Genomic DNA, 26,986 nt, shown 5'->3' with positions numbered 1-26,986 from the left:
TTCGTGTCGATGCTACCAGAGTGCGCTATTGAACCCCATCAGTGGCATGACATACTGGGTCCAGAGAATCAGCAGCCCCCAGATAATAATCATCTGTGTCATACCATATCTGAACGATTCACCCGTCGAGTAATGGTCAAGCAAATAACTGATGTTGGCCGGCTTGGAATTAAAATAAAGCACATACACCTGGTTAATCAGGAAAGCCATCGGCAGGCAGAATCCTACTACGTCCCAACCAAACTTTTTCGCGATACTGATAATAATCGGGAACATGATGATGGTACGCGCGGTTTTACTCTCGCTGACCAGTGTGGTGATAGCGAATACCCCACTCAGGACAGCAAAGACTAACAACTTACCGCCGCCAGAAGGATCGATCTGCCATTTATCGAACAGGCTGTGAATATAGAGACCAACGATATCAGTTTGATCTACCATCCCACCCAGCACGTAGGCACCAAAGCTGAACATCAGCATATGCCAGGGAATATCTGCGTCGTTCCACTTCATCACCCCCAGTGCGGGCAGTTTACATACAGAAGGCATCAGCACCACACAGGCTCCGGCAACAGCGATCACCTCGGCGCGCATCCCATGCACCCGGTCAGTAGCCCACAGCACCAGAACGATGATAAAGGTCAGCGCCGCACGGATTTCCGCTGAGGAAATTTTCCCGAGCTGCTGCAACTCGCCCTGCAGACGCCCCATCCCGCCCTCAATCTTCGGCTGTGCATCCTCTTTCTTGATCGGGAAAATCCATCGCGTACCGGTATACCAGGCAATAGCGCACTGGATCAGCGCCAGCGGGAACAGAGCCATAAACCAGTCGCCGTAATAGACTTTATATCCCGCTTGCTCCAGCATAGCGACCGCCAGCAGGTTGGCCGCCGACCCGGTGATAAACGCACTGGCCGACACGTTATTTGCCAACAGATTCAGCAACACCATGTTACGGCCAACGTTGTTGCGTTTTTCTCCTCCCGTGGCGCCATAGATAGCGGAAATTACCATAAACAGCGGTAACAGCAGCGCCGTTTTTGCAGAGGTGGCACTAATAAACGCACCGAGTACCAGGTTGAGCAAAATAAAGCACCAGAACAGCATGGAAATATTATTGCCCATACGTACCAGCAACCAGAGCGACATGCGCTTCGCCAGTCCCGTTACCACCAGGGCGCTGGCCATAATAAAGCTGGCAATATTGAGGATCATGACGGGTTCGCCCAGCATGGCGAAGGCGGGACGCATCTTCATGGTACCCGTGAGGATTACCACTACCACCACGATCAGCGAGGTCAGATAATTGGGAATCGCCTCTGTTAGCCATAGCACCAACGAAGCCAGGAAAATCCCTGTCGCGCTGTAGCAGTTAGCGGGAGGCACTTTGGTCTGGGTCTCAAACATCTCGATAGACCCTACCCACTGCAGATGAAACATCAGGAACAGCAGGATAGCCAACGGCATACCGATGAACTTGATCCGTTCCATCCAGAGGCCGGATTTAATCTCCTTGAATTTCTCCAGAGAATAATTGCTCATATCCAGCGGATCGAAAGTTTTTTTAACGCCTTTTTCCGACATGGCCTGTCTCCTTATGCCTCCGCAGCAGTAAATCCACTCGCGGAGGCCTGTACATCACATGCCAACAACCTGTCTGGCGGCCTTCAGATAATTAGTATTAGGCAGTTCGTCGAGCCCCAGTGCCGCTACCGCCGCCTTAATTCCTTCATAGTCTTCACTTTCGCAACAGGCGGTTTCCAGCAACGCGCCGTTAAACCACACCTGAGCATATTCGCTGATAATGCCGTTAACGGAAAAACCGTAACGCATCTTCTCTACCTTAACCGGAACCAGCTCGCTGCTGGCTCGCGCCATGCCGATGAACTCATCAAGCGTGTAACATTCTTTATCCAGCGCGAGACTGACCTGAAGGTGCTGTAAGATAGTCTCCAGTTCTTCACGCTGTACCGGAAACTGAAACTTGCCGCGCGGCTGAAAAATTTCATAACCTTCCGGGGTTTCGCCAGTTTTGGTTTTAATATCCAGCAAACCATCGCGCACCTTGACGTTGACGGCATCGGTATGTACCGATAAAAAATAGGTTTCTTCTGGCATTTTGCGTGCCTTAAACAATGTGGCTTTAGCGTCCCACATTTTTTCTTTCACCAGATCAACAATCCCATGCCCGAATACGCGGAACTCGGCACGTGGAACAATTTTTTCAGCGTCGCTGGCCGAAGTGGCAATATTCTTATCCATATGTGTAGACATTATGATTCTCCTGTTTCGTTATGGGGGATACGACGCTATTTTTCCCAGGTGGTATAGGGATTGGCGACCAGATTAGAATTGAAGTACCGCGGATCGCCGCTAACCTCTTCCCCGATCCATGCAGGCTTATCAAATTGCTGATCTTCACTTTTCAGCTCGACCTCTGCCACGATTAGTCCATCGTTAACACCGAGGAATTCATCAATTTCCCATACCACCTCGCCTACAGGAATTTTGTAGCGTTTCTTTTCGATAATCGGACGTTCCGCCAGTTCATCCAGCATAGCGCAGCAGTCGGCATAAGGAATTTCATACTCATATTCAGTTCGTGTTGCAGATACAGTAATTCCCTTGATTGTAAGATATGCCTTATCATTTATTGTCCGGATACGAACGGTTCTCTCTTTTACACTGCTGAGATATCCCTGGCGATAAACTGTCCCCTGAGCCAGGGCACGCCATTGCTCACCACATACCAGAAATTTTCTTTCAATTTCTTTAGCCATATAAAGCCTCTCTCATTGTCGAGTCTGTGTCAGGAGTGATTTGTTATCTCTATCAATTGCCTCCATATTAAGCAGACATTTATGAGAATAAAAATTGTAAATCAGTATCAGACCTATAAGTCCAGATTATAGATTGACAAAGATCACAATAATCATTTTTCAATTATTTTTAGTGAGTTATATTTTACGCGGGTGTGATGAATGCACTGGATTTATGCTGGGGCAATATCATGCGCCCTAAGCATGGCGCATCCAGAATAACCACTCTTATAAGAGTGTTACAGGAAGTACACATCAGATTTTACCCTGTGCGGGCGCATCTAACGGTGATTACGAAATATATTCTCCAGCAACTCAGGAAATTGCCCCCATTCATTATCCGGGGAATCGTCATAAAGAAGAGAAATGAAGCCAAGTGCAGCACGTGACAGGGAACGTTCACTGTGGCACACCAGGTAATAATCTACCGAGAGATTAAACCCTTTCACTCGTAACTCAACCAGATCGCCGCTATCCAGCTCGTCAGATATCGCCAGATAAGGGATCGCCGTGACGCCATATCCGCTACCTATCAGCCTCTTGGTTGCCTCAAGGTTGGACAGAGTCACCCGGTTTTGCGGAGCGATGTTCGCAGAATGACGTTTGAACCAGGAGTTAACTTTGGCGCGCATCCGCGTCCCCTTCTCACGCATAATGAAAGGGGCTTCCAGCAATTGAGCGGGACTCATCTCACGGGTGGAGTGCTCCGCCAGAGGAGAGTCTCGCCCAACGACAACTTTGTAATTTTCTCTGTGCAGGAACACTTGTTGCAACTGGGAACGAATCACGGAACGCCCGGCGAAACCCAGTTCAGCTTCTCCACTGGCAACGAGCTCCGCAATATGATGAGAGTTACCGGTCAGAATTTCCAGTTCAATGCCAGGAAAACGCTCATGAAAACGCTGGATAAAACGAGTGAGATAGTAAGTTCCCATCACACCGGTGGCGCCAATCGTCAGACGACCTACCTGTAGCTTACTGATATCCTGAAATACACTCTGTACTTCATCAAACAGATGAAAAATACGCTGTGTATACTCAAACAACACCTCGCCTTCTTTCGTCAGGCTAATTTTTCGCCGGGAGCGATCAAACAGAGAAACCTTCAAATAGCTTTCCAGCGCCTGAATCTGCATGCTGATGGCTGGCTGGGATAAAAACAAGGTTTGCGCAGCCCTGGTGAAACTCCCGCTGATGGCAACCTGGTTGAATGTCTTAAAATGGTCGATATCCATATTTGCTTACCGGCATATAATAAATAAAGGAGAACTATGCACCCGGGCTGGAAATGTGTGCAGACCCAAACATGCTACCACGCGGCCCACTTTTTCGGATAAACATAACCTTAATTAAAGTGCTTTTTAATATTGTCTGATTAGCAAACGATATCTTTTCTCATTCGCATCCACACTTGCAAAGTGTGCTCTTACAGAAGCGTCAACACCAGCTTCCACCGCTGCGCTTATTGGTCTGTATTCAATTGCGTTTTTCGCATCATGCAGTGTCAGAAAGCGGTCTATCATTAATTCAGATTTACCCAACGCTGTGCCGCAGTTTTAGTTTATGGATACGAGATTAACTTTTTGATTAGATGAGGCAATATGAGCACTCCTGATGATAATCAATCCGCCGGATGCCCCTTCCATGCCAATACCACCGGCCAGTACGCCGGCGGCGGAACAACCAACCGGGACTGGTGGCCGCACGAATTACGCGTCGACCTGCTTAACCAACATTCCAGACGTTCTAATCCCCAGGATGAAAATTTCAACTACCGCGAAGAATTCAAAAAACTCGACTATCACGCTCTGAAAGGCGATATCAAAGCCCTGTTAACCGACTCGCAGGAGTGGTGGCCGGCTGACTGGGGCAGCTATATTGGGCTGTTTATTCGTATGGCCTGGCATGGCGCCGGCACCTATCGCTCGGTGGATGGCCGCGGCGGTTCCGGTCGCGGCCAACAGCGCTTTGCGCCAGTCAACTCGTGGCCGGATAACGTCAGCCTCGACAAGGCCCGCCGCCTGCTTTGGCCTATCAAACAAAAGTATGGGCAAAAGATCTCCTGGGCTGACTTGTTCATTCTGACCGGCAACGTAGCGCTGGAAAACTCCAGCTTCCGCACTTTCGGGTTTGGCGCCGGCCGTGAAGATGTCTGGGAGCCGGATCTCGACGTGGACTGGGGTAATGAAACCGTGTGGCTGGCCCACCGCCACCCTGAAGCCCTGGCGCATCAGGCGCTCGGTGCCACTGAAATGGGTTTGATTTATGTAAACCCGGAAGGCCCTGAAGCGAGCGGCGACCCACTGTCAGCCGCCCCGGCGATTCGCGCCACCTTCGGCAACATGGGCATGAATGACGAGGAAACCGTCGCGCTGATTGCCGGCGGACATACCCTGGGTAAGACCCACGGCGCCGCACCCGGTACTCACCTTGGCCCGGATCCGGCCGCCGCGCCGCTGGAAGCTCAGGGGCTGGGCTGGAAAAGCGACTTTGCCAGCGGCGCCGGAGGCGATGCTATCACCTCTGGTCTGGAAGTCGTCTGGTCACAAACCCCGAGCCAGTGGAGCAATAACTTCTTCGAAAACCTGTTCAAATATGAATGGGTACAGACACGCAGTCCCGGTGGCGCTATTCAGTTTGAGGCGAAAGACGGTCCGGAAATTATTCCCGATCCGTTCGATCCGGCCAAAAAGCGCAAACCGACCATGCTGGTCACCGACATCACTCTGCGCCTGGACCCGGAATACGAGAAAATCTCGCGCCGTTTCCTCAACGACCCTCAGGAATTCAATGAAGCATTTGCCCGCGCCTGGTTCAAACTCACCCACCGCGATATGGGCCCTAAAGCGCGCTATTTAGGACCGGAAGTGCCTGCCGAAGATCTTATCTGGCAGGATCCGCTGCCGGCGCCAGTACACAAACCGACGCCGATAGACATTGCCACGCTGAAATCCGCCATCGTCGAGTCCGGATTATCGGTCAGCGATTTAATTTCGGTCGCCTGGGCCTCTGCCGCAACTTTCCGCGGCGGTGATAAACGCGGCGGCGCTAACGGCGCGCGGCTGGCGCTGGCACCCCAGAACGAATGGGAAGTGAACGCCCGGACAGTACAGACCGTATCGAAGCTGAAAGCCATACAGCAACATTCCGGTAAACTGTCTCTCGCTGATACCATCGTGCTTGCCGGCGTGGTTGGCGTTGAGCAAGCGGCGATTGCCGCTGGCGTACCGATTAATGTCCCCTTCACTGCCGGACGCGTCGACGCCCGCCAGGATCAAACGGATATTGAGTCGTTCAACCTGCTCGAACCCCAGGCCGATGGCTTTCGTAACTATCGTAAGAACTCAGACGGCCCGTCAACGGAGGAGTTGCTTATCGACCTGGCGCAAAAACTCACTCTGACGATACCGGAGATGACGGTATTGATCGGTGGTTTGCGGGTTCTGGGCGGCAACTTTGATAACAGCCTGCATGGTGTTTTCACCGACCGCCCCGGCGTGCTGAGCAATGACTTCTTCGTTAACCTGCTGGATATGCGCACCAAATGGCAGCCCACCGACAGCAGCAGCGAACTGTTCGAAGGCCGTGACCGCAGCAGCGGCGAGGTTAAATACACCGCCACCCGAGCCGATCTTATTTTTGGTTCGCACAGCGTACTGCGCGCCGTCGCAGAGGTTTACGCCTGTGATGACGCCAGGGAGAAGTTTGTCAAAGACTTCGTGGCGGCATGGACCAGGGTGATGAATCTCGACCGTTTTGACCTCGCCTGATCCGCGCCGGGCAACCCGCCTGCGTATTGTGCACAGGCGGGCAATCGGCTCATCTCTCCACCTCTCCCTGTTATCCGGGGAGAGGTATCGATAAGTAAACAGAATTGTCGCCACGACGCTATTCGCTGAGCGATGATTCCCGTACACTGAGCCTTCAGGCTGACTGAGGGTTCCTGTTATGGCACTTCCCCGTATTACGCAAAAAGAGATGACCGAACGCGAGCAGCGCGAACTGAAAACGCTGCTCGACCGTGCGCGTATAGCGCATGGCCGCCCGCTGACTAATAGCGAAACAAACAGCGTCAAGAAGGAATACATCGATAAACTGATGGTACAGCGCGAAGCGGAGGCCAGAAAGAGCCGCCAGTTGAAGAAAAAACAGGCTTACAAACCGGATGACGGGGCTTCATTCTCCTGGTCGGCGAATACACCCGCTCGCGGCAGGCGCTGATCTCCGGCGCGTTATGGTCTGATAGCCAACCTTTGCCCGCCCTGGCGGGCACTGTGTTACTCAGGATAACGAGGTGCGATAACCCACGGAGCTAAATCAACGCTACGCGCGGATTTTTTCCAGAAAGATAAACTTCAGCCCATCCCCCATATCCTGCTCTCTGAACGCGGTATAGCCGATTCTCTGATACAGCCTGATGTTTCTTGCACTTTTGTTACTGGTAAAAAGAACATATCTGCGCTGCGGGCACAAATGCTCAATTTCGCGCAACAACCGAGTACCGATTCCCTGCCCCTGCAGATCGGGGTGAACGATTAGCTTCCCGATATGCAGCGACCCATTTTCTGAACAGGCTCTCACAGAAGCGACAATATCGCCACACGCATTCTCCACCTTGAGAAATATCCCGCTGTAAAACTCGATGACAACCTCTTCAAGGGTTTGCGTAAGAGGCGGAATGAGAGGGTTATTGCATAATCTGGCTTCACTCTGGTAGGCAATATATTGTAAAGCCAGTATTTTAGGTAAATCTGTGCGCAGTGCCTTTTCAATAATCATCCCTGTCTCTCCGGAGTTCTGTTGAGGATTTTATCCATAAAATAACCTGCCCGTTGCATCAACTCACGATATACTGCAAAAATCATCCTGGCGACAATAAGGAGATAGCGTTAATGGAACCGACAGCACTTCACCCACAGGCTATGCACATCGCCCTTGAGCTGCCTTTTACTACCCAAACCCAGCCATTTGGCCCGCAGCATGAGGTTTTTAAAGTCCAGGAGCGGATGTTTATGCTGGCGACTCACCTGCGTGGCCAGCCGATGGTAATCCTGAAAGCCGATCCGGACAAAAGCCTGTTAAATCAGCAAATTTATCCCTTCATCACCCCTGGCTACCATATGAATAAGCGCCACTGGATTTCCGTTTACCCGGCCCCTGAATTATCACTGGCGCTGCTTGAAGAGCTGATCGTCGATTCCTGGAATCTGGTGGTGAAAAAGTTACCGCTGCGCGATCAGAAGCGCATCCAGCCGCAGCGTTTTCGCTAAACAGCAAACCCATTGGCTGAATCATAACGCCAGCGCCTGCCAACAGCATCTGATGCGGTAACATCGGCAACCTCCACATATTCATTCCTGCGAGGCCTGTGATATCAGGCACGATGCTGATGTATCATCACAAGGAAGTTTAATGAGTATGTTGTAACTAATGATATGCAAGGCCAGTAAAAACGCCCGCTATTGCGGGCGTCCGGCGACGATATCGGCGCAATATCAGCACAATGGCGCTACGGCACTGCGCATCCCGTTATCAAGAATCGACTGCAGATCTGCCGTCACCTGCTCTACCAGCCCCGGTACCCGGGTCAGATCCTGCTCCCAGTGCTGGCTATCGGAAAGCACCGATATCACCAAATCGACCAGCGCAATATGGCCAGCACCAAGGTCTCCCCATAGCTGCTGGTAACGTTCCAGCCAGTGGGCGTCATCCTGTAGCGGCCAGCTTTTACCCGCGCATTTCCCCTGGTAAAAGGCTATCAGCGCTGCCAGCGCAAAGGTCAGACGGACCGGCAGTTGTCCCTGCCGCTCAACCCCGGCCAGCAATTGCGGCAGAATACGAGTGCGGTATTTGGTCATCCCGTTCAGGGCAATAGACAACAGCTGGTGGCGAATATACGGGTTGCGAAAGCGCCCGGTCACCGCGCGGGCAAATGATTCCAGCTCATCGCGCGGCAAATCCAGTACCGGAATAATCTCTTCATGAATCGCCTTCTCCACGAAGTTGCAAATTTGTCGATCGTTCATCGCTTCGCCAACCGTCTCCAGCCCGGCAAGCCAGGCTACCGGCACCAGCGCGGTGTGGGCGCCATTGAGAATCGCCACCTTGCGCTCTTTATAAGGCCGGATATCGTCGACAATCAGTACATTCAGAGCCAGCTTATCCAGACGCAGCTCCCGGGCCAGTGATGCCGGCCCCTGAATGACAAACAGCCAGAAATGCTCAGCGGTATCGAGAAACGCATCGTGATAGCCCAACTGATTTTCCAGCTCAGTCGCTTCGTCGCGCGGGTAACCGGTGACAATCCGGTCAACCAGCGTAGAACAGAAGGTGTTCGCCTCTTCCAGCCAGCGGGTAAATGCCGCCGGCAGCTGCCAGCTTTGCGCATAGCGCAGCACCAGCTCGCGCAGCGCGGTGCCGTTATAGTCAATCAGTTCGCAGGGAATGATAATCCAGCCTTTATCCGCCGCGCCGTCAAAATGGCTAAAGCGTTCAAACAGCAGGCGCGTCAGTTTTGCCGGGTAACTCACCGCTGGCGCATCGGTAAATTTATCGTCTGCATGCCAGGCGATCCCCGCTTCCGTGGTGTTAGAAAACACAAAGCGGATATCCGGATTATGGGCCAGCTTCAGGTATTCATCATATTGCTGATATACGTTAATTTCCCGGTTAACGGAACGAATCAATCGCGCATCGCTAACCGCTTCTCCCTGCTCGTTAAGACCGCGAATAATCGTGGTATACAGGCCATCCTGAGTACTGAGCGATGGGGGGAAATCGCTGTCTATCGGGCGCACCACCACCACTCCGGCGTTCAGATCGGTATGTTCATTTAACAGATCAATCTGCCAGTCGACAAAGGCGCGCAGGAAATTACCTTCACCAAACTGGATAATACGATCGGGATACTGAGCGCCAGGGAAATCGCGACGGTTAAGAGTTTTCACGGTTGCGTCCTTTTAAAATTGTCTCGGGGAAGGTGAAATCATGGCCGACGTGCGGCCAGCCATGGCTATAGCGCTGGTTATCGCTTAAAAACGCCGCTGGCCCCTGTAGCGGAATATGATATTGTGATCGTTAACTTATTTTCTGGTACTTAACTGGTACTAAACCAGCCTGCGCGAGAATTCACCATGAGTCGCCCCCGGCATTTACGTCACACCGTTATTCATCAGATTGTGGAGAGTATCGCCAGCGGCCATCTTACCTCGCCGCTGCCCTCACAGAATGCGCTGGCGGAAATGCTCAACGTCAGCCGCACCACGGTGCGCCACATTCTCGGGCAGCTTGTGCAACAGGGAACGTTGGATCTTCAGGACGGCCAGTATCATGTGCGCCAGTTGCCCCACGCCAGCGAAAACCTCCCTCACCTGCACGCTGCGCCGGAAGCGCAGCAGCAGTGGTTTGAACGAGCGTTCTATAACATGATTAACCAGCGGGAGTTGAAGCCCGGCCAGCGCTTTACCGAACTGCAACTGGCCAGAACCACGGGAGTCAGCCCGGTGGTCGTGCGCGAGTTTTTATTGCGCTTCAGCCGCTACGCGCTGATTGAAAATGAACGGCGCGGCAGCTGGCGAATGAAGAAGTTCGACCAGCACTGGGCGACCCAGCTGTTTGAATTACGCGAAATTCTCGAAACCCATGCGCTGCGCAAGTTTATGCGCCTGCCGGCCAGCGACGCACGCTGGCTACAGGCCCGGGATCAGTTAGCGCGCCATCGCGGGTTGCGCGATACCATTGGCGGCAATTTTCGTCTGTTTGCCGGGCTGGATCGGGATTTCCACGCCCTGCTGCTTTCCGCCGCCGATAATGTCTTTTTTAACCAGTCGCTGGAAATCATTTCGATCATCTTCCACTTCCACTATCAGTGGGATGAGAAAGACCTCCAGCAGCGCAATATCGTTTCCGTGGATCAGCATATGATCATTCTCACCGCCATGCTGGCGGGCGACGAACCTGCCGCCGCCGGGGCGCTGCACAGCCACCTCGATACCGCGCGCCAGGCGATGATCAAATCCCTGGCGCTTGACCGTTAGTCGGCCCTGAGGGATTTAAAGTAAATTGTGGTACCGCTGCGGGCGCCATCCGGCATCAGCGCAAAATCCGGGATAACACCCACCCGCTGCCAGCCGCACTGCTGGTAAAACCCCTCCGCGCCGCTGCCGGTCGCCGTATCCAGCACCAACAGGTATTTGCCGGCCGCCAGCGCCTCCTCTTCCAGCCGGCGCATCAGCGTATTAGCCACCCCGCGCCGCCGGGCGCGGCTGTGAACCAGTAATTTGGCCACTTCAGCTCTGTGGGGCTGATTCTCCGGCAAACACATCTGTAACTGTACGGCCCCCAACAGCTGTCCGTCGCTTTCCTCCGCCACCAGTAGCTGACGTTCGCCCCGCGCCACTGCGTCAGCGGTACATTTCCAGAAGGCCGCCGCTTTTTCCACCGTCATCGGCAGCATAAAGCTGACCGAAGCACCCTGCTCCACGCAGTCAATTAAAAGAGAGTTCAGCGCTTCCATACGCTGCAGGATTTCTGCTCCCTGAAGCGCTTTAATCATCAATGTCATTTGATTGCCCACCTTTGCCCGTCAGCTCTTTACCGATCATCATTGGTCTGAAAAATCAGTTAATTATCAATCGATGAGCATATCGCACAGGCGGGAACAGCGAGTCAGAGGAAATTGTTATGGCTGACCCCGGAGCGCGGCAACTGTCTACCCCGGGGCGACGCAACAGACAGGAGGCGACAATCACGCCATTATCTAACGCGCCATCTGGCGCTGTACCTTCATCTGGTACATGCGGGCGTCCGCCGCTTTGATAAGGCCGTCAAGACTGGCCGGTTGATCGGGATGACAGGAGGCGCTTCCCCAGGAAAAGCGCAACTGCCAGGGATGCCCGGAAGCGTGGTTCCAGTCGGCGACGGTCTGGCTAAGCCGCTGCAGCGCCTTAGTGGTTTCCTCTTCGCTCATGCCCGGCAACAGCAGACAAAATTCGTCGCCCCCCAGTCGGGCGACCACATCCGCCTCGCGAAACGTTGTCTTCATCATGGCGGCCATCGCCGTCAACGCGTTATCCCCGGCCTGATGTCCCCAGGTATCATTGATCTGTTTAAATTTATCGAGATCGATATATACCAGGCTCATGGTTTCCCGACGCCGGGCTGCGCTTAACAGCGCATAGTGACCAATCGAGGTCAGCCCGCGGCGGTTGTTCAGGCCGGTCAGTTCGTCGGTGGACGCGGCGTTGAGTACCGCGAATTCATCTTCGACAATCGATGCCAGATCACGCAGCACCATCACTTCATGGGACGGGAACTGTCGCGCCTGATGATCGACCAGGCAAAATGCGCCAATGTTCATGCCGTCCGGCATCCGCACCGGGCAGCCGGCATAGAAGCGAATATACGGCGGGCCGGCTACCAGCGGGTTGTCCGCGAAGCGATTGTCGGCCAGCGCATTATGTACCACCAGGGGTTCACTGCTCAGAATGGTGTGAGAACAGAACGAGACATCGCGCGGCGTCTCCTGCAGACCATGCTGCGCGCCGGAGGTCAGCCATAATTTATTGGCATCCACCAGACTGACCAGCGCCATCGGCACATCAAAAATGCGCTGCGCCAGCCTGGTCAGGCGATCAAAGCGCTCCGAAGGCGCGGCTCCCAGCAGGCCGGATTCATACAGCGAACGCAAACGCTGCGTTTCATTGGCGGGAATATCAGCAACTTTCATCTTTCCTCCCGGTCAACAGTCAGCATATCCGTTCACACTGTTGCCTGATATATAGCAATTAATTCAGTCAGTTATACTCTACCGACTCTTTCAGCATAGCAGAATAATCAGCAAAAGACGATGCTGTCTCAGCGTATGAAGAAGTGTGTCGGTCGCGGGAGGACGTGGCGGGCGGTCACAAAAATATTTTTCGCAGGATATCCGATATATTTCCCGGGCGCGAAACCTTTTATTGGTTTCCTTTGTGCTGCATCGCAATATTTTTCTGAATAATAAACCCGCCATTCTGGCGACAGCCTGGCAACGTTTTCTCTCATCATCTACGCGCCGGAAAAATAATCCCAACCAATTGATTTATATCAAATTAATTTTCAATTTATATATTTCAAATAAATAAATAATTATTTTATATGAAAATTTCCCGGGTATTTTTCTGTAGTACTTTGTCGGCTTTCATTACAAAAACCCGCTGAACGCCTCGCGCAGACACCTATTAGGATAACCCGGCATCCCAATTGCGGATGTCAATAAATTTTCAGAAAGAGAATCCTTATGAACAGAAAAGTACTGGCGATAATGATTCCGGCCCTGATGGCGGCAAGCGCAGCGCATGCGGCGGAAATCTACAATAAAGACGGCAACAAGATGGATTTGTATGGCAAGATCGATGGCCTGCACTACTTCTCTGATAACAATGGCGCCAGTGGAGACCAGAGCTATCTTCGCTTCGGTTTCAAAGGTGCGACACAGATTAATGACGCGCTTACCGGCTACGGTCAGTGGGAGTACAACGTACAGGCCAACAATACTGAGAATAGCAGTAATCAATCCTGGACACGGCTGGCCTTCGCCGGCCTGAACGCCGGGCATTACGGCTCCTTTGATTATGGCCGTAACTATGGCGTGCTGTATGACGTCGAAGCCTGGACCGATATGCTGCCGGAGTTCGGCGGCGATTCATACAGCCGGGCGGATAATTTCATGACCAGCCGCACCAACGGCGTCGCCACTTATCGCAACAGCTCTCTGTTTGGTCTGGTGGATGGTCTGAATTTCGCCGTCCAGTATCAGGGAAAAAATGAAGGCGCCAGCAACGATCAGGAAGGCACTGCCAGCCGCACTTCCGGCAGTGATGACCGTTATGAAAACGGCGACGGCTGGGGCCTGTCTTCGACGTGGGATCTCGGTATGGGTATCAGCGCCGGGGCGGCGTACGCCTCCTCCGATCGCACCAACGATCAGATGAACAATACCACTGCCGGCGGGGATAAAGCCGATGCCTGGACTGTCGGTCTGAAGTATGACGCCAACAAAGTTTATCTGGCGACGATGTATTCTGAAACCCGTAATATGACGCCCTACGGCGACAGCAATGGCGTGGCGAACAAAACCCGGAACTATGAAGTCACCGCCCAATACCAGTTTGATTTTGGGCTACGCCCGGAAGTTTCTTTCCTGATGTCCAAAGGCAAAGATCTGAACACCACCCGCAATGACAGCCAAATCGTGAGCGGCGACAAAGACCTGGTAAAATACATGTCGGTCGGCGCTTCGTATTTCTTTAATAAAAACATGTCCACCTACGTGGACTACAAAATCAACCTGCTGGACAGCGGCGATTCGTTCTATAAAGACAACGGCATCAACACCGATGACATAGTGGCGCTCGGTCTGGTCTACCAGTTCTGAGTCCGGGCAATAACTCGTGGTCCCGCTGCGGCGGGCCATGGCTCCCGTTTCATTGCGGCGGTTGGTTCATCTCCTCGACCAGCCAGCGAAAAATAACCTCAACCACATACTGTTGCTGCCGATCGCTCAGGGCAACGCCCGGGGCAATGGCGTGCCACTTCGCCAGGCAGCCGCGACAACAGGTCGCCGTGGCATGCTGGGCGATAAATACCGGATGCCCGCGCATCGGCGTTTGTTTACCGTCGTGCGGCGGAAATGCCGGCGCCAGGCGGGCAGCGACAAAATCGCCGGCGTGAGATTTGATCCGTTCGGCGCCCTTCTCCAGGCAGTACTGGCGTTCTTTATGACCCAGGTGAAAGCGGCTGCGAAACCGCGATGCCTTCAGGCGCCGGAACAGACTATCGGTATCAGGTTGCATGACTCTCGACCTCCGGACTGCGGTTTACCATAAAGCGCTGGCGCATACCCGATCATCAATGCGTGACACCGTCACCATTAATCGCCCTATTGTGATTTTGAACAACGATTTACCCTGTGTTTAATTAATATCGCCTACTGTTGAACTCAGGTAAGTAACGTGGAGACAGAGATGAAACGGCGACGCGGCGAGTTAGCCATTATTGGTCTGGTGGTGGGGCTGGTCACCCTGACGATCACCGCCGTTGGTTTACTGTTATTCGCCTCACTGAGCGCCCCGTTCCTCTCCGGCTGATCCCTGCGCCGTGAATAACGCGCCAGTGACATTGTCACCTGAACGTTCTCTTTCCCGGTTCAGTAAACCGAGCGTCCCAGTTGCGCCGCCAGCAGTTCCAGCGCCGCAATCCCCACTAATGAATTGCCGGCGCGATCGAGCCCCGGGCTCCAGACGGCAATCGACATTTCATGGGGCACGATTGCGATAATGCCCCCGCCGACGCCGGATTTACCCGGCATTCCCACCCGCCAGGCAAATTCGCCGGAACTCTCGTACATCCCGCTGGTCGCCATCAGCGCGTTTACCTGACGGGCCTGTAACGGGGTAATCACCGGTTCGCTCAGGTGTGGCGCCCGTCCCTGATTCGCCAGGAACAGAAACGCGCTGGCCAGTTCAACGCAGCTCATTTTCAGGGCGCAGTAATGGAAATAGTTGTGCAACACGGTGATGACATCATTATGAAAATTACCGAATGATTTCATCAGGTAAGCAATTGCCGCATTGCGATCGGAATGTTCGAACTCGGAGCGCGCCACCCGGCGGTCATATCCGATATCCGCCACGCCGCACAGCGCGCGCACCACTTCCAGCATCCGCTGCCGGGGAGCGCTGAGGCGGCTTTGCAGCATATCGCACACTACCAGCGCCCCGGCGTTAATAAACGGATTACGCGGTTTGCCGCGCTCCAGTTCCAGTTGTACCAGCGAATTGAACGGCTGCCCGGAGGGATCTTTACCGACTCGCAGCCAGATTTCCCCTTCCTCGTAGCGACTCATGGCGAGGATTAGACTCAATACTTTAGAAATAGACTGAATGGAGAAACGTTCTGTGGCATCCCCGGCCTGATAGCACGTCCCGTCCACGGTGCAGACGGCGATCCCCAGTTTATCCGCCGCCACTTCCGCCAGCGCCGGAATATAGTCCGCCACCTTGCCCTGGTACACCAGCGGGCGAACCTGATCGAGGATCGCCGCCAGTTTCTGATTACTTAACGCCTTCGCCACTGCCTGTCTCTTTCTTGCAATACATCGGCGGCCAAGTATATAGCAGACACATTAACAGGAGTAATGTTTTATCCGGGCGTCAGCGCCGGTCCCGCCACACAGTCTGGATATTGCAGAACTCATGCAAACCGAAGTGCGACAGCTCGCGCCCGAAGCCGCTCTTTTTCACTCCGCCGAAGGGTACTCGCGGATCGCTGGCGCTGTAGCCATTGATAAACACGCCCCCGCATTCCAGACGCGCAGCCATATCGCGGGCCCGCGTTTCACTGGCGGTAAACAGCGTCGCCGACAGGCCAAAATCGCTGTCATTGGCCAGTTCCAGCGCGTGTTCCGGGTCTCTGGCGATGCTGATCGCCGCCACCGGGCCGAATAGCTCTTCGCGGAACGCGGTCATCGCCGGCGTCACATCGCTCAGCACCGTCGGCGCATAGTAGTTGCCCGGACCAGGCAATTTATCGCCGCCGACCAGCAGGGTAGCGCCCTGGCGCAGCGATGCGCACACCTGCTGATGCAGCTCATCGCGCAGATCGTAACGCGCCATCGGTCCCACCTGGGTCGCCTCATCCAGCGGGTCGCCTACCCGCAACTCCCGGGTGGCGGCGACAAACCGCTCACTAAAACGCTCAGCCACCCCCTGCTCAATAATGAAACGTTTCGCCGCTGCGCACACCTGGCCGCTGTTCTGGAATCGCCCCTGAACCGCCGCCTGTACGGCCTCATCAAGACTGGCATCATTAAGCACAATAAAAGGATCGCTGCCCCCCAGCTCCAGTACGCATTTCTTCAGCGCCGCCCCCGCCTGGCCGCCAATAGCCGCGCCGGCGCGCACGCTGCCGGTGACCGTCACAGCGGCAATGCGCGGATCGTTAATCGCCTGGCTAACGCCGGCGGGATCGATATTCAGTAAAGTAAAGACCGCCGGCGGGAACCCCGCATCGCGAAACAGCGCCTCAATCATCAACGCGCAGCCCATTACCGACGGCGCGGGTTTCAGCAGATAGCCGTTACCCGCCAGCAGAATCGGCACCGCGCCGCGCAACACCTGCCACAGCGGAAAATTCCATGGCATCACCGCCAGTACCGGCCCCAGTGGACGAAACTCAACCACCGCCTGCTGATTTTCCACCTGCGTCGGTTGCGCCGCCAGCATGGCCGGACCGTGCTGCGCATACCAGTCGCACAAATGGGCCGATTTGCGAACTTCGGCGCGCGCCTGGGCGATAGGTTTACCCATTTCGGCGCTGATCAGCCGGGCCATGGCATCTTCACGCTCGCGCAATAGTGTCGCCAGTACGCGCATCTGCCCCGCCCGCTGCGCCAGCGGCAGCGCCCGCCATAGCAGCCAGCTCTGCTGATGAGCGCCGATAGCGGCGTCGATTTGCGCGGTCTCGAGAAACGGCCAGGCGCCAAGAACTTCGCCGCTGGCCGGGTTAACGGAAATAGCGTGACGGTCGGGATGGTTCCCCATAAGAGCGCTCCTGTATGCAAGTCAGTGATATCACGATAGCGTTGCGCTGTATTTTATAAAACTGAATAATACTGACCTGAGCATTCACAAAATGAGAAAGCTATGGATCTGACACAGCTGGAGATGTTTAACGCCGTCGCGCAAACCGGCAGTATCAGCGCCGCCGCCCAACAGGTGCATCGGGTACCGTCTAACCTGACCACGCGCCTGCGCCAGCTGGAGGCGGAACTCGGTACAGCCCTGTTCATTCGCGAACATCCGCGCCTGTATCTGTCGGCGGACGGCCACAACTTTCTGGCCTACAGCCGCCAGATTATGGCGCTGGTGGAAGAAGCGCGCAGCGTGATGGCTGGCGCCGAGCCGCGCGGCGTACTGGCGCTGGGCGCGCTGGAAAGTACCGCCGCGGTGCGCATTCCCGGGATCCTTGCCCGGTTCAACCAGCGTTACCCGCGAATACAACTGGATCTGTCCACCGGCCCATCAGGCAGTATGCTCGACGGCGTGCTGGACGGCTCGCTGTCCGCCGCGTTTGTCGACGGCCCGCTGCTGCACCCGGTGCTGGAAGGTGTGCCGGTGTTTGATGAAGAGATGGTGATAATTACCCCGCCGGGACACGCGCCGGTCACCCGGGGGCGCGATGCCAGCGGTGAAAGTCTGTATGCGTTCCGCGCCAATTGCTCCTACCGGCGTCATTTCGAAAGCTGGTTGCAGGCCGACAGCGCCGTAGCGGGGAAAATACACGAGCTGGAGTCGTACCACGGCATGCTGGCCTGTGTGATTGCCGGCGCCGGGCTGGCAATGCTGCCGCGCAGTATGCTGGAAAGTATGCCGGGCTGCCACCAGGTCAGCGTCTGGCCGCTGCCCGCCCCGTGGGGAATGCTGACCACCTGGTTAATCTGGCGCCGCGGCGCCCGCAGCCGCCTGCTGGATGCTTTTATCGATTTGCTGCCGATCGCGGAAAGCGAACATCCCCGGCACAAAGCGGGAGACTGAGCGCATGCCGCGTCAGCGCAGCTCGCGCACGCCCTGCCAGATCAGCCGCGCCGCCATGGCCCCCACCACACAGCCGATCACCCCGCTGGCGACCCGGTGTATCCGTCCGTAGGCCCGGCGTACCACCTCACGGGAGAAGGTCTGGCACAGCAGTAACCGCCACAGAAAAGAGACCACAATCAGCGCAGCCCAGGTGACCAGTTTCGCCCACAGCGGGGTCTGCGGCGTCAGAGTGACCGAGAAGATGCCGATAAAGAACAGTACCGTCTGCGGGTTGGAAAGATCGGAAATCAGCCCGCGGCGAAAAAAGCCCAGCGCACTGCCGCCCTGCGGCTTTTGCAGTCCGGAAATCGCCATGGCCTGGCGGTTACGCACCACGCCCCAGGCATACCACATCAGGTACAGTCCGCCGGCGATTTTGATTACCGCGAACAGGCTCTCAAAGCGGGTCATCAGGGCAATCATGCCAAACAGCCCGAGCCCGGAATAGATGGCATTGCCCAGCACCACGCCGCAGCCACACAGCAACCCCGCCCGCCGTCCGGATGACAGGGTAGTCTGAACGACAATAAACAGGTTGGCTCCCGGGTTCAGAAAGGTCAGCATAAACAGCCCTACGGTGACCAGTACGCCATGTATCGGATCCATTCCTCGCCTCCGGCAACATATTATTATCGAAGAAAACCGCCTGTCCGGCGCCCCGCTACGCGCCGGAACCGATAACAATATTACCGGAGCGCCGCGGCGCAAATATAGCGAAATCCCCCGATCCTGCGCGGCGGATCGCAAAGTCATTCGCACGCCAGGCGGCGCAGGGGCTGAGTGGTTAGCGCAGGCCGGAAAAACCGTCCTCAGCGCAGGTAAATAGTACCGTTCAGGTAAGTGGTCGCCTGGCCGCCAATCCGCACCCGATCGCCACGCCATTCGCAGCGCAGCTCTCCACCCCGGGCGGCGCCCTGCCACGCCAGCATCTGCGTTTTGCCCAGCTTCTCGCCCCAGAACGGGATCAGCATCGAATGGGCCGAGCCGGTGACCGGATCTTCGGCCACCGCTTCCCCGGGGCAAAAAAAGCGGCTGACAAAGTCATAATTCCCTTCCCCCGGCGCCGTCACGCAGATCATTTTATCCAGTGGCAGCATGCCGTGAATATCCGGATCCAGCGCCGCCAACTGTTGTGGACTGTCCAGCACCACCAGGTAGTCGCGTCCCACCCGCAGTTCCCGGCAACCGTCAATGCCCAGACATTCAAACAGCAGCGACGGCGCCACCGTCGGCTCGCTGCGCCAGGCCGGAAAATCCAGATACAGCCAGCCGCCGCTGCGGCTGACCCATAAGTCGCCGACAAAACGGGTCGTAAAACGAATGTCGGTTTGCGGATAATTGAGGTGCTCAAAAATCACGTGGGCGGCGGCCAGCGTGGCATGTCCACACAGGTTGATCTCCCCCTGAGTGGTAAACCAGCGCAGTCCGAACCCATCATCCTGGTGAATAAAGAACGCCGTCTCCGACTGGTTATGCTGGCGCGCCATCTTCAACATCACCTCATCCGGCAACCAGTCGCTGAGCGCGCACACTGCCGCCGCATTACCGTCGAAGGTCGTTTCAGAAAACGCATCCACCATCCAGAAATCAATGGGCTGCATGGTTACTCCTGATTTATTTGACACGATCAATTCGTTAACCTGGCATGTCCTGACGGGAATTGCATCTTAAGTTTGCGCCGCGTTTCAGTTAAGCGAGAGATATTACCGGCATACATATAAAAATGAGATATTCATCACAAATCGGTTGTATCAGTGCAATGAATGGTTTTAAGATCGTTGCCTCTCCGGTTCCTTTTAATCAGCACGATACTTTTTTATGACGATAAATACCGTTTCACGCAGGACGGCGTGGCTGCGGGTGGTAACCCTTGCCGTCGCGGCCTTTATCTTCAATACCACGGAATTTGTTCCGGTAGGGTTGTTGTCCGATATCGCGCAAAGCTTCTCTATGGAAACGGCGCAGGTCGGCATTATGCTGACCATTTATGCCTGGGTGGTGGCGCTGATGTCGCTGCCGTTTATGCTGATGACCAGCAAAATGGAACGTAAGCGGCTGTTAATCGGTATCTTTATCCTGTTCATCGTCAGCCATGTACTCTCTTTCCTGGCGTGGAATTTCGTGGTGCTGGTGATTAGCCGTATCGGCATCGCTTTCGCTCACGCGATTTTCTGGTCGATTACCGCATCGCTGGCAATCCGCATGGCGCCGCACGGGAAAAAGGCGCAGGCCCTGAGCCTGATCGCCACCGGTACCGCGCTGGCAATGGTACTGGGGCTGCCCATTGGCCGTATCGTCGGCCAGTATTTCGGCTGGCGTACCACCTTTTTCGCCATCGGCGTGGTGGCGCTGATTACCCTGCTGTGCCTGGTGAAACTGCTGCCGCGGCTGCCCAGCGAACATTCCGGGGATTTACGCAGCGTTCCGCTGCTGTTTCGTCGCCCGGCGCTGGTGAGTATCTATGTACTGACCGCTGTGGTGGTCACCGCCCACTATACCGCTTACAGCTATATTGAACCGTTCGTGATGAACATCGCCGGACAGAGCGCTAACTTTGCCACCTTCCTGCTACTGGTCCTCGGCGGCGCCGGCATTATCGGCAGCCTGGTGTTCGGTAAACTGGGTAATCAGCACGCCTCGGCGCTGGTCAGTGTGGCGATCGGTCTACTGACGGGATGCCTGCTACTGCTGTTGCCGGCTTCCGACAGCGCCGCTCATCTCACGTTGCTCAGCCTGTTCTGGGGTATCGCCATTATGGTTATCGGCCTCGGGATGCAGGTGAAAGTGCTGGCGCTGGCGCCGGATGCCACCGATGTCGCCATGTCGCTGTTTTCCGGGATTTTTAACATCGGTATCGGCGCCGGCGCGCTGCTGGGCAATCAGGTCAGTCTGCACTTGTCGATGGCTTCCATCGGCCTGGTGGGCGCCGTCCCGGCGCTGGCGGCGCTCATCTGGTCAGTGGTGATTTTCCGCCGCTGGCCGGTAGCGCTGGAAGAACAGCCGGGTCATTCGTAATCACCTGGCGCCCCGGCCCCGGTCACCGTTCCGATAATCTGCTGCTGCCAGTTAAACCACGGATTCCACGTCAGCCTGGCGTGGATCCTTCCCGCCTCCTGAAGTCCCCAGTCGGAATACCACACCGTCTCCCCCGCCAGGCAGCGCCGGGCGCTCTCCTCCGCCTGACCATTGCCGCACAGGCGCTGGCTGCCGCGGCGTCCATAAACAGGGTTTTCCGGGGCAAACAGCACCGACATATGGGAGAACTGGCTAATCCGCTCCTCAGGCAGCGCGTCGCTGCGCGTCAGGATACGACTGTCCTGCGCCGCCGCATCCGGCAGATCGCCATACCAGATTAACCGGCTGCGCGGATGGGTAAAGGTAGCGCTGAATTGCCCCAGCACCCACAGGCTGTCCACCACCGAGTCGTGGCGCGCCATCACCACCAGCGTCGGTTTGGGATAGGTCTGGCGGGCGATCAGGCGCCGCACCGCGCTGCTGGTGTGGTAATACTGGGCAAAACCATTGGTCGGTACCCGCAGATAGCGGGTGGCGATTTGCTGCGGATAAAGCGCCGACGGCGGGCGCAGCCAGTCGCGAACCAGCGCCAGCGGCGGCGCCAGAAAATCATAAGGGGTGCGCGATTTCAGCGCCGGGGAAAACAGCAACAGCCCGGCCACTTGTGGATGACGATACGCGTATTCCAGCGCCAGATTGCCGCCGGTGGAAAAACCGCCCAGCCAGACTTCCGGCACCTCCCGCGCCAGTATCGCCGCCTGCTCGCGTACCACGCTACGCCACTGATTAACAGAGACATCAATCAGATCCGCCGGCCGGGTACCATGTCCGGGCAGCAGCACGCTACGCACCAGAAATCCCTGACGCGCCAGCGCCGGGCCGAGATCGCTGAACGATCCCGGGCTGTCGCCCAGGCCATGAACCAACAGAATCCCCCGCCGGGCCGTCCCTTGCGGGCGCCACTCCTGCGGGGTATTCCAGCGCAGTTCAGCCTGTTTATCCAGCGACTGAAACGCGCGTTGCGCTTCAACCATCGCCACCGTCTGGCGCTGATACCCGGCAAAAGTCTGCGGCTGTTCGGGAAGCGACGCCGTGAGGCGGCAACCGCTCAGCCCCAGCGCCAGAATAACCAGTACCCCCCTCGCGAATCCTTTCATGCCGCGCCTCACTGGTAGGTGGAAATAATCTCCAGTACACCGTTAATCACAAACTGGACGCCCATACAAACCAGCAAAAAGCCCATCAAACGGGAAATCGCTTCGATTCCCCCTTTACCCACCAGGCGCATAATGGCGCCGGAACTGCGCAGGCACGCCCAGAGGATCACCGACACCGACAGGAACACCAGCGGCGGCGCCACGGTAATCACCCAGTCGGGAAATTCACTGCTGCTTTGCGGTACCGTTGAAGCGGTACTGATGATCATCGCAATGGTGCCCGGCCCGGCGGTGCTGGGCATCGCCAGCGGTACAAAGGCGATATTCGCCGTGGGTTCGCGGCTGAGCTCTTCCGATTTGCTGCTCGCCTCCGGCGATTCGTGGGCTTTCTGGGTAGGAAACAGCATCCGGAAGCCGATAAACGCCACAATCAATCCCCCGGCAATCCGCAGGCCGGGGATCGAAATCCCGAAAGTACTCATCACCAGTTGCCCGGCGTACCACGCCACCATCATGATGGCGAAAACATATATCGACGCCATCAGCGACTGCTGATTGCGCTCGACGCTGTTCATATTTCCCGCCAGCCCGAGGAATAGCGCCACCGTGGTCAATGGATTCGCCAGCGGCAAGATGACCACCAGCCCAAGGCCAATCGCTTTGAATAGTTCCAGCATTCTCAGTTCCCCTGTTACATAAGGGCCTGAGTATAAGAAGAAAACTGCCCTGGCACCACGCCCGTAGTGTAAGGTTTTCTTAGTTTCATTGGGTGACTATCCTGGCCATTGTCAGGGAGCTAACAACCGACAAGCTTATGTTATTTAAAGGTTAATAAATAGTAGCAATGTAATATCCTGAAACGATTTTGCAAATAGTGTGATCCAGATAAACAATTTGTTTGACTTATACTTGCCTGAGCAATAATATCCAACGTGATTAATCTACTTGCCTGGGCAACAACTTTGAAACACTCCAGCGATCTGTTCAACGAAATGATCCCTCTGGCACGCCTGATTGTGCTGGTGAACCAGAAGAAAGATCGCCTGCTCAGCGGTTATTTATCTCCCCTGGAGATTACCGCTACCCAGTTCAGGGTGTTGTGCTCGATTCGCTGTGAAACCTGCATTACCCCGGGAGAGCTCAGCAAGCTGTTATCGGTAGATCCCGGCGCTCAGGCCCGCATGCTCGATCGTCTGATGAGCAAAGGCTGGATAGCGCGGCTACCTAACCCCAATGACAAACGAGGCGTACTGATCCAGCTTACCCCTGAGGGCCTGGAGATGTGTGAAAAGTGTATCGCCTTAGTGGGGCACGACCTGCATAAAGAATTAACAAAAAACCTGACGGCAGAAGAAGTGGCGACACTCGGGTACCTGCTAAAGAAGGTACTGCCGTAGCGCAAAGAAAAGAGGTAAGACGATGTCCAGACGCAATAATGATGAAGTTACTGTAAACAGCATTTTGGACTGGATTGAAGATAACCTGGAGTCACCGCTGTCCCTTGAGGTGGTCTCCCGGCGTTCTGGCTACTCAAAGTGGCACCTGCAACGGATGTTTAAAAAAGAGACCGGCCATTCTTTAGGGCAATATATTCGCAACCGCAAACTGACAGAGATCGCGCTGAAACTCAAAGAGAGCAACGAACCGATTCTTTATCTGGCCGAGCGTTACGGATTTGAGTCCCAGCAAACCCTGACCCGGACGTTTAAAAACTATTTTTCGGTACCGCCGCATAAATATCGTATTACCAGTATGCGCGGCGAAGCCAAGTTTTTACATCCGATTAAACATTAATCGTACTATTGCCGGCAGATCATCGCTGATGCCGGTTTTTATACATCGCCGCCCGTCTTCGGGCGTAAAAATGAGGTCACTATGAAACGTCTGGTCTGCGCCGTTGCGGCAATGCTGGTCATGGCATCCGCACAGGTCATGGCGGAAAGCCCCCCTACCTTCACCTATAGCCAGTCCAGCCACGGCGGCATGATCGTCCCCGGGGCCGGCAGCCACTCCCCGTATGATTTTAGCCACCGCGGGGCTGGCAGCGATAAGTCTGATGAACTCGGCGTGCCCTATTACCATAACGACGACGCAGAGTAATTCACGCGGCCCGGCAGCCCTGCCGGGCCGGACGCTTAGCCCCGGCGCATCGCGGCGCGACGGCGCAGGCGAATGCCAAACACATTGATATACAGCCCCGCCATAATCAGCAACGCCCCCAGCAACTGAATAACCGACATTCGCTCCCCGAGCAGCAGCGCGGCGCTGGCCATTCCGACCACCGGCACCAACAGCGACAGCGGCGCCACGCGCCAGGTCTCGTAACGACCCAGCAGCGCCCCCCAGATACCATAGCCGACAATCGAGGCGATAAACGCCAGGTAGCACAAGGATAACAGTGTGACGAGGTCCACTTCGCGTAGACTACTCGCTATCGCTTCTGGACCGTCCAGCAGCGCGCTGGCGGCAAAGAATGGCGCGATGGGGATCAGTGCGCTCCACACTACCAGCGACAATATCGCCGGCTGCTGCGGCAACTGCATGATCTTCTTGTTGAAGATATTACCGCAGGCCCAGCACAGCGCGGCGCAGAGGGTCAGCATAAAACCGAGCAGCGTCACCTGCTGATCGCCGAGGCTACCTTCAATCAACACCAGCACCCCGAATACCGCCAGCGAAATCCCCACCAGTTGTTTGCCCTGCAGTCGTTCGCCGAAAGCGAAAGCCCCGAGTACGATGGTGAAAAAGGCCTGCGCCTGCAGCACCAACGAGGCCAGACCAGCGGGCATCCCGTATTTAATGGCGCAGAACAGAAACGCGAACTGGCCGAAGCTGATAGTCAGCCCGTACCCCAGCAGCAGACGCAGTGGAATGTTCGGGCGCGCGACAAAGAAAATAGCCGGGAAAGCCACCAGCACAAAGCGTAATCCTGCCAGGACCAGCGGCGGCATGTTATGCAGCCCGACCTTAATAACCACAAAGTTAATTCCCCAGGCGATCACCACCAGCAGCGCCAGCAGTCCGTCTCTCTTTGTCATACCTGCCCCTTTTATTATTAAAAAACTAATCTAGTGCAAATTCGCCTGCCGATACAGGAAACGCTTTTCGCCCGGCGCGGCGCCCTGTACCTGGCGACGGCTTCCTGTCTATACTGCCTGTCTGTTCATGAACCAGAAATAAAAATGTTATTGCTGAAGCCGTTACGCTCGTTTTCCACCGGCGCCCTGCTGCTATCGTCGCTGCTACTGACCATTGGCCGCGGTATGACGCTGCCGTTTATGACGATTTACCTCAATCGCCAGTATGGACTGGATGTACATCAGGTGGGCGTTGCCATGACCATTGCGCTAACCATTGGCGTGGCGTTCAGTCTCGGGTTCGGTATGCTGGCCGACCGCTTTGACAAAAAGCGCTATATGCTGCTGGCCATCCTCGCGTTTCTGAGCGGCTTTGTATTGATCCCCCTGACCCACAGCGTGCCGCTGGTGGTGCTGTTTTTTTCGCTGATCAACTGCGCGTATGCGGTGTTTGCCACGGTACTGAAAAGCTACTTCTCCGATACGCTGGCCATCGCCGAGCGGCCGAAGATCTTTTCGCTCAACTATACCTTTATCAACATCGGCTGGACCGCCGGCCCGCCCCTCGGCACACTGCTGGTGATGTACAGCCTCAATCTGCCATTCTGGCTGGCGGCGTTAACCGCCATCCCGCCGCTGGCGCTGATTGCCCGTTTTGTCACTCCGGTACCGGTAACCCGGCAGCCCGACGGGCAGCCCGGCTGGTCGCCTGGAAAACTATTGCAGGATAAGGCGCTGTTCTGGCTGACGTTTTCCACCTTCCTCGGCCAACTGGTGTTCGGCTCCTTTACCTCCTGCCTGTCCCAGTATGTGATGGCCGTGTACGACATTAACCTGGCGCAACAGGTGGTGGCGGTGGTTCTGCCGGTCAACGCGGCAGTGGTGGTATCGTTGCAGTACAGCATCGGTAAACGGCTGCGCCAGGACAATCTGCGACGCCTGATGTTTTACGCCAGCCTGTGTTTCGCCGCCGGGCTGGTGGGCTTTATGCTGTCCGGTACCAGTCTGGTGATGTGGGGATGTTCAATGGTGGTATTTACGCTCGGGGAACTGATTTACTCGCCGGGGGAATATATGCTGCTCGACAGCATCGCGCCGCCGGGTATGAAAGCCAGCTACTTTTCCGCCCAGACGCTGGGTACCCTGGGCGGCGCTTTTAACCCGCTGCTGACCGGATATCTGTTGACCTGGCTGCCGGCGTGGACGCTGTTCATCGCCCTGATTCTGCTGGTTGGGCTGGCATATCTGACGATGCTCAAAGGCATGCGCGCCGGCGGTCTGGACCTGCTACAGAAATAGGT

At 55.6% G+C, this 26,986-nt stretch carries 28 protein-coding genes; 12 read left to right on the top strand and 16 right to left on the bottom strand.

What is annotated here, in order from left to right:
* Nucleotides 1–12: 12 nt before the first annotated feature.
* The 4 genes from AQ981_RS01740 to AQ981_RS01725 all read right to left on the bottom strand — a co-directional run bounded on the left by AQ981_RS01740 (nt 13) and on the right by AQ981_RS01725 (nt 4,054).
* Complete coding sequence (locus tag AQ981_RS01740; RefSeq protein WP_058910026.1) at nt 13–1,584, bottom strand: SLC13 family permease; 1,572 nt, start codon at nt 1,582–1,584, stop codon at nt 13–15.
* Nucleotides 1,585–1,638: 54 nt separating this feature from the next.
* A complete protein-coding gene (locus AQ981_RS01735; protein ID WP_058910025.1) occupies nt 1,639–2,274 on the bottom strand; it encodes a hypothetical protein in 636 nt (211 codons plus the stop codon).
* Between the two features lie 35 nt (nt 2,275–2,309).
* Nucleotides 2,310–2,780, bottom strand: coding sequence for a CYTH domain-containing protein (locus tag AQ981_RS01730; protein ID WP_058910024.1), 471 nt, complete (start codon nt 2,778–2,780; stop codon nt 2,310–2,312).
* Nucleotides 2,781–3,100: 320 nt separating this feature from the next.
* Nucleotides 3,101–4,054, bottom strand: coding sequence for a LysR family transcriptional regulator (locus AQ981_RS01725; RefSeq protein ID WP_058910023.1), 954 nt, complete (start codon nt 4,052–4,054; stop codon nt 3,101–3,103).
* Between the two features lie 366 nt (nt 4,055–4,420).
* On the opposite strand from AQ981_RS01725, the gene katG reads away from it, so the two are divergent.
* Both katG and AQ981_RS01715 read left to right on the top strand, forming a co-directional pair.
* Nucleotides 4,421–6,589 (top strand): catalase/peroxidase HPI, encoded by a 2,169-nt coding sequence (gene katG / locus AQ981_RS01720; RefSeq protein ID WP_058910022.1) that lies wholly within the window; start codon nt 4,421–4,423, stop codon nt 6,587–6,589.
* 178 nt (nt 6,590–6,767) lie between these two features.
* A complete protein-coding gene (locus AQ981_RS01715; protein WP_058910021.1) occupies nt 6,768–7,040 on the top strand; it encodes a YjbD family protein in 273 nt (90 codons plus the stop codon).
* Between the two features lie 102 nt (nt 7,041–7,142).
* Here AQ981_RS01715 and AQ981_RS01710 read toward each other — a convergent pair whose 3' ends face one another.
* The gene (locus AQ981_RS01710; protein WP_058910020.1) at nt 7,143–7,598 is read right to left on the bottom strand and encodes a GNAT family N-acetyltransferase; all 456 of its coding nucleotides are present in this window, start codon (nt 7,596–7,598) and stop codon (nt 7,143–7,145) included.
* A gap of 113 nt (nt 7,599–7,711) precedes the next feature.
* Here AQ981_RS01710 and AQ981_RS01705 point away from each other — a divergent pair, with 113 nt between their 5' ends.
* Nucleotides 7,712–8,089 (top strand): MmcQ/YjbR family DNA-binding protein, encoded by a 378-nt coding sequence (locus tag AQ981_RS01705; RefSeq protein ID WP_058910019.1) that lies wholly within the window; start codon nt 7,712–7,714, stop codon nt 8,087–8,089.
* 225 nt (nt 8,090–8,314) lie between these two features.
* Here the strand turns inward: AQ981_RS01705 and AQ981_RS01700 are convergent, their stop codons facing one another.
* Complete coding sequence (locus AQ981_RS01700) at nt 8,315–9,766, bottom strand: tagaturonate reductase (RefSeq protein ID WP_058910018.1); 1,452 nt, start codon at nt 9,764–9,766, stop codon at nt 8,315–8,317.
* 186 nt (nt 9,767–9,952) lie between these two features.
* Here AQ981_RS01700 and AQ981_RS01695 point away from each other — a divergent pair, with 186 nt between their 5' ends.
* Nucleotides 9,953–10,855, top strand: a complete 903-nt coding sequence (locus AQ981_RS01695; protein ID WP_058910017.1) for a GntR family transcriptional regulator — start codon at nt 9,953–9,955, stop codon at nt 10,853–10,855.
* Here AQ981_RS01695 and AQ981_RS01690 read toward each other — a convergent pair.
* Nucleotides 10,852–11,382, bottom strand: coding sequence for a GNAT family N-acetyltransferase (locus AQ981_RS01690; RefSeq protein WP_058910016.1), 531 nt, complete (start codon nt 11,380–11,382; stop codon nt 10,852–10,854). The two genes, AQ981_RS01695 and AQ981_RS01690, sit on opposite strands and share 4 nt — an antisense overlap.
* A gap of 195 nt (nt 11,383–11,577) precedes the next feature.
* Nucleotides 11,578–12,546: a sensor domain-containing diguanylate cyclase gene (locus AQ981_RS01685; RefSeq protein WP_058910015.1), complete on the bottom strand. Its 969-nt coding sequence runs from the start codon at nt 12,544–12,546 to the stop codon at nt 11,578–11,580.
* A gap of 552 nt (nt 12,547–13,098) precedes the next feature.
* On the opposite strand from AQ981_RS01685, the gene ompC reads away from it, so the two are divergent.
* A complete protein-coding gene (gene ompC / locus AQ981_RS01680; protein WP_058910014.1) occupies nt 13,099–14,235 on the top strand; it encodes a porin OmpC in 1,137 nt (378 codons plus the stop codon).
* 49 nt (nt 14,236–14,284) lie between these two features.
* On the opposite strand, the gene AQ981_RS01675 is transcribed toward ompC, so the two are convergent.
* Nucleotides 14,285–14,653 (bottom strand): DUF4186 domain-containing protein, encoded by a 369-nt coding sequence (locus tag AQ981_RS01675; RefSeq protein WP_058910013.1) that lies wholly within the window; start codon nt 14,651–14,653, stop codon nt 14,285–14,287.
* A 171-nt stretch (nt 14,654–14,824) separates the two neighbouring features.
* On the opposite strand from AQ981_RS01675, the gene AQ981_RS28385 reads away from it, so the two are divergent.
* Nucleotides 14,825–14,947, top strand: coding sequence for a hypothetical protein (locus tag AQ981_RS28385; protein WP_275935289.1), 123 nt, complete (start codon nt 14,825–14,827; stop codon nt 14,945–14,947).
* 59 nt (nt 14,948–15,006) lie between these two features.
* Here the strand turns inward: AQ981_RS28385 and glsB are convergent, their stop codons facing one another.
* Nucleotides 15,007–15,933 carry a glutaminase B gene (gene glsB / locus AQ981_RS01670; RefSeq protein WP_058910012.1) on the bottom strand — a complete coding sequence of 309 codons (927 nt, stop codon included), beginning with the start codon at nt 15,931–15,933 and terminating at the stop codon, nt 15,007–15,009.
* Nucleotides 15,934–16,012: 79 nt separating this feature from the next.
* A complete protein-coding gene (locus AQ981_RS01665) occupies nt 16,013–17,401 on the bottom strand; it encodes an aldehyde dehydrogenase family protein (protein ID WP_058910011.1) in 1,389 nt (462 codons plus the stop codon).
* 102 nt (nt 17,402–17,503) lie between these two features.
* Between AQ981_RS01665 and ptrR the strand changes: the two genes are divergently transcribed.
* A complete protein-coding gene (gene ptrR / locus AQ981_RS01660; protein WP_058910010.1) occupies nt 17,504–18,394 on the top strand; it encodes a putrescine utilization regulator PtrR in 891 nt (296 codons plus the stop codon).
* A 12-nt stretch (nt 18,395–18,406) separates the two neighbouring features.
* Here ptrR and AQ981_RS01655 read toward each other — a convergent pair whose 3' ends face one another.
* Both AQ981_RS01655 and AQ981_RS01650 read right to left on the bottom strand, forming a co-directional pair.
* A complete protein-coding gene (locus tag AQ981_RS01655) occupies nt 18,407–19,042 on the bottom strand; it encodes a homoserine/threonine efflux transporter (RefSeq protein WP_058910009.1) in 636 nt (211 codons plus the stop codon).
* Between the two features lie 203 nt (nt 19,043–19,245).
* Nucleotides 19,246–20,037: a PhzF family phenazine biosynthesis protein gene (locus AQ981_RS01650; RefSeq protein WP_058910008.1), complete on the bottom strand. Its 792-nt coding sequence runs from the start codon at nt 20,035–20,037 to the stop codon at nt 19,246–19,248.
* Between the two features lie 217 nt (nt 20,038–20,254).
* Between AQ981_RS01650 and AQ981_RS01645 the strand changes: the two genes are divergently transcribed.
* Nucleotides 20,255–21,451, top strand: coding sequence for a sugar transporter (locus tag AQ981_RS01645; RefSeq protein ID WP_058910007.1), 1,197 nt, complete (start codon nt 20,255–20,257; stop codon nt 21,449–21,451).
* On the opposite strand, the gene AQ981_RS01640 is transcribed toward AQ981_RS01645, so the two are convergent.
* Together AQ981_RS01640 and AQ981_RS01635 are read right to left on the bottom strand one after the other, a co-directional pair.
* Nucleotides 21,442–22,608 (bottom strand): alpha/beta fold hydrolase, encoded by a 1,167-nt coding sequence (locus AQ981_RS01640; RefSeq protein ID WP_058910006.1) that lies wholly within the window; start codon nt 22,606–22,608, stop codon nt 21,442–21,444. The two genes, AQ981_RS01645 and AQ981_RS01640, sit on opposite strands and share 10 nt — an antisense overlap.
* An 8-nt stretch (nt 22,609–22,616) precedes the next feature.
* Nucleotides 22,617–23,285: a MarC family NAAT transporter gene (locus AQ981_RS01635; RefSeq protein WP_058910005.1), complete on the bottom strand. Its 669-nt coding sequence runs from the start codon at nt 23,283–23,285 to the stop codon at nt 22,617–22,619.
* A gap of 285 nt (nt 23,286–23,570) precedes the next feature.
* Between AQ981_RS01635 and marR the strand changes: the two genes are divergently transcribed.
* The 3 genes from marR (at nt 23,571) to marB (ending at nt 24,708) form a co-directional block, all read left to right on the top strand.
* Entirely contained in the window at nt 23,571–24,005 is a 435-nt protein-coding gene (gene marR, locus AQ981_RS01630) for a multiple antibiotic resistance transcriptional regulator MarR (protein WP_058910004.1), read from the top strand.
* A gap of 22 nt (nt 24,006–24,027) precedes the next feature.
* Complete coding sequence (gene marA, locus AQ981_RS01625) at nt 24,028–24,402, top strand: MDR efflux pump AcrAB transcriptional activator MarA (protein ID WP_058910003.1); 375 nt, start codon at nt 24,028–24,030, stop codon at nt 24,400–24,402.
* A gap of 81 nt (nt 24,403–24,483) precedes the next feature.
* On the top strand, nt 24,484–24,708 hold the full coding sequence (gene marB, locus AQ981_RS01620) for a multiple antibiotic resistance protein MarB (RefSeq protein ID WP_058910002.1): 225 nt from the start codon (nt 24,484–24,486) through the stop codon (nt 24,706–24,708).
* Between the two features lie 35 nt (nt 24,709–24,743).
* Here marB and eamA read toward each other — a convergent pair whose 3' ends face one another.
* A complete protein-coding gene (gene eamA / locus AQ981_RS01615) occupies nt 24,744–25,646 on the bottom strand; it encodes an O-acetylserine/cysteine exporter (RefSeq protein ID WP_058910001.1) in 903 nt (300 codons plus the stop codon).
* Between the two features lie 144 nt (nt 25,647–25,790).
* On the opposite strand from eamA, the gene ydeE reads away from it, so the two are divergent.
* Nucleotides 25,791–26,984: an efflux MFS transporter YdeE gene (ydeE, locus tag AQ981_RS01610; protein WP_058910000.1), complete on the top strand. Its 1,194-nt coding sequence runs from the start codon at nt 25,791–25,793 to the stop codon at nt 26,982–26,984.
* Nucleotides 26,985–26,986: the final 2 nt, after the last annotated feature.

The organism is Entomohabitans teleogrylli, from assembly GCF_001484765.1.
GTDB classification, from domain to species: domain Bacteria; phylum Pseudomonadota; class Gammaproteobacteria; order Enterobacterales; family Enterobacteriaceae; genus Entomohabitans; species Entomohabitans teleogrylli.
Note: the sequence above shows the minus strand (reverse complement) of the source record. Positions and strands in the feature narration are given on the sequence as shown.

Bases quoted from the DNA above. Each gene is read 5' to 3' on its own strand.
- katG (WP_058910022.1), top strand. From the start codon at position 4,421: ATGAGCACTCCTGATGATAATCAATCCGCCGGATGCCCCTTCCATGCC.
- AQ981_RS01730 (WP_058910024.1), bottom strand. From the start codon at position 2,780: ATGGCTAAAGAAATTGAAAGAAAATTTCTGGTATGTGGTGAGCAATGG.
- AQ981_RS01740 (WP_058910026.1), bottom strand. From the start codon at position 1,584: ATGTCGGAAAAAGGCGTTAAAAAAACTTTCGATCCGCTGGATATGAGC.
- AQ981_RS01645 (WP_058910007.1), top strand. From the start codon at position 20,255: ATGACGATAAATACCGTTTCACGCAGGACGGCGTGGCTGCGGGTGGTA.
- ptrR (WP_058910010.1), top strand. From the start codon at position 17,504: ATGGATCTGACACAGCTGGAGATGTTTAACGCCGTCGCGCAAACCGGC.
- AQ981_RS01735 (WP_058910025.1), bottom strand. From the start codon at position 2,274: ATGTCTACACATATGGATAAGAATATTGCCACTTCGGCCAGCGACGCT.
- eamA (WP_058910001.1), bottom strand. From the start codon at position 25,646: ATGACAAAGAGAGACGGACTGCTGGCGCTGCTGGTGGTGATCGCCTGG.
- ydeE (WP_058910000.1), top strand. From the start codon at position 25,791: ATGTTATTGCTGAAGCCGTTACGCTCGTTTTCCACCGGCGCCCTGCTG.
- AQ981_RS01665 (WP_058910011.1), bottom strand. From the start codon at position 17,401: ATGGGGAACCATCCCGACCGTCACGCTATTTCCGTTAACCCGGCCAGC.
- ompC (WP_058910014.1), top strand. From the start codon at position 13,099: ATGAACAGAAAAGTACTGGCGATAATGATTCCGGCCCTGATGGCGGCA.
- AQ981_RS01650 (WP_058910008.1), bottom strand. From the start codon at position 20,037: ATGCAGCCCATTGATTTCTGGATGGTGGATGCGTTTTCTGAAACGACC.
- AQ981_RS01675 (WP_058910013.1), bottom strand. From the start codon at position 14,653: ATGCAACCTGATACCGATAGTCTGTTCCGGCGCCTGAAGGCATCGCGG.
- AQ981_RS01705 (WP_058910019.1), top strand. From the start codon at position 7,712: ATGGAACCGACAGCACTTCACCCACAGGCTATGCACATCGCCCTTGAG.
- marB (WP_058910002.1), top strand. From the start codon at position 24,484: ATGAAACGTCTGGTCTGCGCCGTTGCGGCAATGCTGGTCATGGCATCC.
- AQ981_RS01725 (WP_058910023.1), bottom strand. From the start codon at position 4,054: ATGGATATCGACCATTTTAAGACATTCAACCAGGTTGCCATCAGCGGG.
- AQ981_RS01710 (WP_058910020.1), bottom strand. From the start codon at position 7,598: ATGATTATTGAAAAGGCACTGCGCACAGATTTACCTAAAATACTGGCT.
- AQ981_RS01655 (WP_058910009.1), bottom strand. From the start codon at position 19,042: ATGGATCCGATACATGGCGTACTGGTCACCGTAGGGCTGTTTATGCTG.
- AQ981_RS01695 (WP_058910017.1), top strand. From the start codon at position 9,953: ATGAGTCGCCCCCGGCATTTACGTCACACCGTTATTCATCAGATTGTG.
- AQ981_RS01640 (WP_058910006.1), bottom strand. From the start codon at position 22,608: ATGAAAGGATTCGCGAGGGGGGTACTGGTTATTCTGGCGCTGGGGCTG.
- AQ981_RS01715 (WP_058910021.1), top strand. From the start codon at position 6,768: ATGGCACTTCCCCGTATTACGCAAAAAGAGATGACCGAACGCGAGCAG.
- marA (WP_058910003.1), top strand. From the start codon at position 24,028: ATGTCCAGACGCAATAATGATGAAGTTACTGTAAACAGCATTTTGGAC.
- AQ981_RS01690 (WP_058910016.1), bottom strand. From the start codon at position 11,382: ATGACATTGATGATTAAAGCGCTTCAGGGAGCAGAAATCCTGCAGCGT.
- AQ981_RS01685 (WP_058910015.1), bottom strand. From the start codon at position 12,546: ATGAAAGTTGCTGATATTCCCGCCAATGAAACGCAGCGTTTGCGTTCG.
- AQ981_RS01635 (WP_058910005.1), bottom strand. From the start codon at position 23,285: ATGCTGGAACTATTCAAAGCGATTGGCCTTGGGCTGGTGGTCATCTTG.
- AQ981_RS28385 (WP_275935289.1), top strand. From the start codon at position 14,825: ATGAAACGGCGACGCGGCGAGTTAGCCATTATTGGTCTGGTGGTGGGG.